Annotated in this window: 3 protein-coding genes; 2 read left to right on the top strand and 1 reads right to left on the bottom strand. The window is 61.0% G+C overall.

Features of this window, described 5'->3' with window-relative positions; genetic code table 11:
- Positions 1 to 323: 323 nt before the first annotated feature.
- On the bottom strand, positions 324 to 1,520 hold the full coding sequence (locus HPC46_RS33820; RefSeq protein WP_005148495.1) for a hypothetical protein: 1,197 nt from the start codon (positions 1,518 to 1,520) through the stop codon (positions 324 to 326).
- Positions 1,521 to 1,752: 232 nt separating this feature from the next.
- On the opposite strand from HPC46_RS33820, the gene HPC46_RS33825 reads away from it, so the two are divergent.
- A complete protein-coding gene (locus HPC46_RS33825) occupies positions 1,753 to 3,348 on the top strand; it encodes a hypothetical protein (protein ID WP_005148496.1) in 1,596 nt (531 codons plus the stop codon).
- Positions 3,349 to 3,403: 55 nt separating this feature from the next.
- Positions 3,404 to 3,631, top strand: a complete 228-nt coding sequence (locus HPC46_RS33830) for a hypothetical protein (protein WP_005148497.1) — start codon at positions 3,404 to 3,406, stop codon at positions 3,629 to 3,631.
- Positions 3,632 to 4,237 lie beyond the last annotated feature (606 nt).

The following is a 4,237-nucleotide window of genomic DNA, read 5'->3' on the forward strand; positions in this document are numbered from 1 at the left end:
CAGCTCGTCGACGCCCTGCGCCGACACGCTCACCCCGACACCGGCGCCGACACCAAATCTGTCGGTGCCGCCGCCTAGAGTTCATCGTGGATCGTCACCCAAATTCCACGCGACTCGGGACATGCTCGCCGTCGCCTCTACCTGAGCTTTTCCAAAATTCCGCTCAAGATGGCGGACGCCTAATTCCATTTTCGATGGCGGATCCTAGAACCACACGGTTGTCCAGATCTTGATCGCTTCCCGTCAGATGAACACGTTCCGATGCAGCAGTTCGCCGAACGGTCGCGCACCTTGGCTCCTGGCGGATCAGCGCTCGCTCAGCGTCAGGCCCGCGGGCGCCCGAACAACATGTAACTCTCGAGTACTGCCTTTTTCTCGCGCACGCCTCGGCGCACACTCAAGAATGAACTCAACGAGGCACCGACACCTGTGACCGCTGCGGCCGCAAATGCTGGCAAAGGCATACTTCCCGCCAACGTTCCGACGGCCGCACCTAGAGCTGATATCGACAAAGTCGCAGTTGCCCTTGGCAATTCACTGAGCGCCCGCGATTTCTTCACCGCTTTCGCTAAACGGTCTCGTCCCGGGCCTAGCTCTTCAATTAGCATCGCGCGAGCCGTATACAACCAGGCCTCGTCCTCGGACGGAAGATCACCCACAACGCTTAGCGCATGGCTCAAGTCTCGCCGGAAGTCCGCGTATTCGTCGGCGGCGCGCACAGTAGCCACGTCCGTCGCGTTGGGGATTAGAATTGGAACGGCCAGAGTTGCAAGGTCGGACAGCGCGGCTGCTCGAGGCGCAATCACCCGCTGGCTCCCCAGTGAGACGAGCAACTCGAGAACTGAACGCTCGAGGGGCGTTCCAATGAACACCGAACCCTCGGGCGCGGCGCAGCGAGCAGCCGCCAAGTCAGCCAGGATATTCATTCCAGCGAGGACGCCTGACGCAGAGCCCCGAACGGCACGTGGATCTGAACACCATCGCCAATCCAGTCGATCAAGTGATAGTTCGTCAGCAAGCTGGAACAAGTCCGCCAGAGCAGTTGCCCCGTCGGTATCACCCCTTACGTCGACGAAACTGACCGCGCGTGCATTCTCCAGTGGCGCGAGACCTCGGATAGCCTGCAATGCCTGCTTAATGGAGGTCCTTGACGGAGGTTCTCCGAAAGGAGATTTCGACGTAGACAAGAACCCCCGTACGACGTTCGCAAGTGGGTCGTTAACCACAACGTCCTTTGCGAAAAGCGCGATTGCTCGGACGCGGTCTGCCCCGAGTGGAATCAGGGTTGGGTCATAAAGTTCGTCCGGGTTCGAATCCAGCGAACAGTAGACTGCCGCCGCTCCCGCGAGTCCGGTCCTAGCCGCCATACCAGACCTGCGTTGACTCGAGTACTGCTCGCCGAACGCTACCCAGTGTTCTATCGGCGCCTCGGCGATGCGATCTATCGTCTCGGCGCTCAGATCATCGCCCCACCATTCCTCGACCGCCGCGGCGAGCCGAGTCGGCTCAGTTGTGTCCATCAGTTCCTTGGGAATGTCAGCCGAGACAACTAGTGGTTCGACGATCGTTTGGTCGAGTTGCTCACAAAGCTCGGACGAAGGCCGGCCGGGGGTTAGCCCGAATAGAGAAGGACCGGATTGCTCTGGGCAGAGTAATCCGGTCCTTTATTCTCTTCGTGCATTCTGGAAGAAAAAACGAGCTTATGGTCGGTAGAACCGAGCATGTAGCTCGTTTACGCCTTAAATATACCACATGCCGATCCAGGAACCACCGGAGTACGCCAACTTCACCGCCCGAGTGATGGAGATCTGCTCCACCCGTGCTCCGTGGCACCGCCGGCTGTGGCGTGCAGGAACGCTGCAGATCGCACGCGAACTGCGCGACGAAAGCGTGCGGCCCGGCACCCCCGAGTCGGCGATCGCCGATCTGCGAAAGCACTGTCGACACAGTCTGCAGACCGACAACGGTATCGCAGACCGCGGCCAGGCCCTGGGCAATTTGGCCGGCATCAAACCCGGAGTGACGCCCTCAGATCACGCCTGGGTGAGCTTGCGCGAGCACCTCGATCGGTACGACCAGGACTATCTCCAAACCTGGGCTGCCGCATTCGACTCTCCGCCCGACCCCGATCCACGCCGGCGAATCGACATTGAGGGTGCGTCGCGACGGATCACCGCGCACCTTCTCGACGCCGGGATGCACAAGAGCAGCGTTTACGCCTGGTTGCGCACAATCCGCGACGACGCAACCGTCACGCCATCCATCGGCGACTTTCTCCGTGAGGCCGATGCCCGTCTGAAAAAGCCCCTAAAGATCTACACGTTCTGCGTACCAGTACAAAGCTCCCCCAGGTTCGACGGATCAGGACCACCCCCTGGATGGCTGACCGCCCAGCAGACCACCCAGTGGAAAGCCCAACACGCCGCCAAGGCGCCGGGAGTCTCCCAGCAGGGTTCATTCCTGATCGAGGTATCCGCTCACGACATCAACACCGCAGCCGACCGAGCCCGCACACGAATATCCAACCTGGCGACCAAGCTGCAACTCGGCGCGAAAAAGCCGATTGTCCTCAACCCGAGTATGTGGTCAAAGGACAAGGGCAACGAGTTCCCAGCGCACGCCACCAACCGCCTCATCAATGTTCGCGCCTTCGAACGCCTAGGACACCTGCACGACCTCGACACGGTCGACTACATCACCAATACCCTCGCATTGGTGCAGGCAGTCCAGACAGGGCCACCGCACGTCGCCGTGGTCAACGGCTGGGCGGCGATTGAGTCACTGATGGTAGGCCCTGCCGACGAGCAAGATGTCATCGCAGCACGGCGATTCGCGCTCATCGTCGCAGCAAGCATGCTCCGTGCCGAACTGACCAGGCTGTCTCGTTCCTACGCCGCCAACCACAGCGGATCGCCGGCCGACGAGATGCGGGCGTGCACCGAAAACCTCGACCGTGCCAAGCTTTTTCAGCGACACCTGCACAGCAACCCAACGCTGAATTTGACCGAAATGGACATGCTTGCGCTCAACCGTATCCGCCCAGCGCTAGCCAATCCTCGAGGCGAGATCGAGAAGATCACCGAGATCCTCACCCGTGAGCTCACGCGGCTATATCGCAAGAGAAACATGATCGTTCACGGCGGCCAAATCCAGGAAGGCAGCCTGCACTCCCTGTCTGAAACCCTTGCTCCGCTGATCGGCGCCGGCATAGACCGTGTCGTACATGTCGGCCTCAAGTACGATGTGCCGCCAATTGAGATGTCTGCGATCGCCGAATCACGCATCCACTACTTGGCGCCCAGCACCGCAACCGATGCGGGCAAGTTACTCGAGTTGCTGGAGTTTTGACCGATGCCGGAACCAACGAGCCCTCGCTCGCTACGAGTTGCTGGTCAGAGTCGACATGGCCGGCCGTGACTGGGGCCGGATTAGTGAACGAATTCGCCATATCGCCCACACGGTGAACGATCCGGGCGCACCAGTGAACCTCGTAGAACGCATCGGCCAAAAACTGCGCGAGCTATCCGCTCTCGGTTACCTCGACGACGCCCCGCTATTGGCGATCCCAAAAGACCCGCTGCGGGACGCCCGCTTTCAACCGCCAATGACGCCCGCTTCCAACCGCCAATAACGAGAGGACGCGGCAACCCTCACGGCTAATGACCGAGCAGGGGCCAACTCTGCCGAAAACCAGCGACGCCTTCCGCCGCACACCCCGACCCAGCCGTCCCACACACTTGCCACTCGTCCCGGCGACGTGGCGTCCAAGAACTGACCGACCGCGCACGGCGAGGCTTAAGCTGCGACAGGTTTTGGTGACGACGTCCTGCGACGTGATGTACTCGCCCGTGAATACGGACAGTCCGAGCTCTCGGTCGACGCGCACTTGTGGGCACGGCTGGGAGGCGGCCCTCGCGCTCCTACTCGGTGCAGCCGTCGGCGGTCGTCGGCACGTCGATGCGCAGACGGTTCACCTCCACGCGACTACTGGTTGCTCTTGGCGGCGATACCATCCCAGGAAGCAGTCTTGCGACGCGCGGATGGCCACCTGCACCGATGAGGCAGGGTTTCAGCATTCACCTGTCCCCCAAGTATTTCCGCCTCGCCCCGGGTTGCGTCCAGCAGAGTGGTGTACGAGTCGGACCTGATCAGCGGTACCGGCGTGTCGTAGCCGGATGAATGAAGGTCATCGCGTGATTCTTCGAGAGACCCGCGAAAGTCACTCGAGCAAAGGAAT

It is taken from the genome of Mycolicibacterium vinylchloridicum, from assembly GCF_013404075.1.
GTDB classification, from domain to species: Bacteria; Actinomycetota; Actinomycetes; order Mycobacteriales; family Mycobacteriaceae; genus Mycobacterium; species Mycobacterium vinylchloridicum.

Coding starts and splice junctions, on each gene's coding strand:
- HPC46_RS33820 (WP_005148495.1), bottom strand. CDS start 1,520: ATGGACACAACTGAGCCGACTCGGCTCGCCGCGGCGGTCGAGGAATGG.
- HPC46_RS33825 (WP_005148496.1), top strand. CDS start 1,753: ATGCCGATCCAGGAACCACCGGAGTACGCCAACTTCACCGCCCGAGTG.
- HPC46_RS33830 (WP_005148497.1), top strand. CDS start 3,404: ATGGCCGGCCGTGACTGGGGCCGGATTAGTGAACGAATTCGCCATATC.